The sequence below is a fragment of the Ruegeria sp. BF7 genome, from assembly GCF_056538605.1.
The window spans coordinates 1-764 of the sequence record NZ_JBQFTM010000059.1 but is presented as its reverse complement, the minus strand read 5'-3'; the positions used below and the strand labels follow the sequence as shown (position 1 = coordinate 764).

Below are 764 nucleotides of genomic sequence, written 5' to 3'. Positions count from 1 at the left end.
TTCTGGACACCGCCACAACAACCGACGATCGAAGAATTGCCTTGGTTCCGGCTTACCATAGCTCGGGTTGGTGATGTGCAGGGGAAATCCGTGGTGATTTCCCGGACCGGTTATTCCGGTGAACTTGGATATGAAATCTTCTGCCACCCTAAAGATGCTGTCGAAATCTTTGATCGTGTCTGGGAGGTCGGCCAAGAGTATGGCATTGCACCGCTCGGGCTGGCGGCACTCGACATGTTGCGCATCGAAGGCGGTCTGATTTTTGCCGGATCAGAATTCGACGATCAGACGGATCCCTTCGAGGCCGGAATCGGCTTTACCGTGCCGCTGAAGTCAAAGACCGACGATTTCATTGGGCGGGCAGCGATCGAAGAGCGTAAGGCACACCCGCACCGCAAACTGGTTGGTTTCGAAATCGAAGGCGGCACGATCCCCTCGCCCGGCGACTGCGTGCGCGTTGGAAAAGCTCAGGTTGGAGAGATTACCAGCGCGATGAAATCGCCCATTCTGGGTAAAGTCATCGCATTGGGCCGGGTTTCGGTTACACATGCTGCCGTCGGCGCAGACATTGAAATCGGGCAACTGGACGGGCAGCAAAAACGGTTGAAAGCCAGGATCGTTCCATTTCCGCATTTTGATCCGACAAAGGAACGTGTGAAAGGGATATACACAGAAGCAACGGTTCCGGACGCTGCAGAGTAGCTGCCAAAAGGGGGCGACATCGAGGTCATCATGTCTGATCGTTGCCAAACCTCAAAAAAACA

At 54.5% G+C, this 764-nt stretch carries 1 protein-coding gene; it reads left to right on the top strand.

The genetic code is table 11. The features are described from left to right. On the top strand, positions 1–702 hold a 702-nt coding region (locus ACR0IK_RS24380; RefSeq protein ID WP_480597420.1), incomplete at its 5' end, for an aminomethyl transferase family protein. Positions 703–764 lie beyond the last annotated feature (62 nt).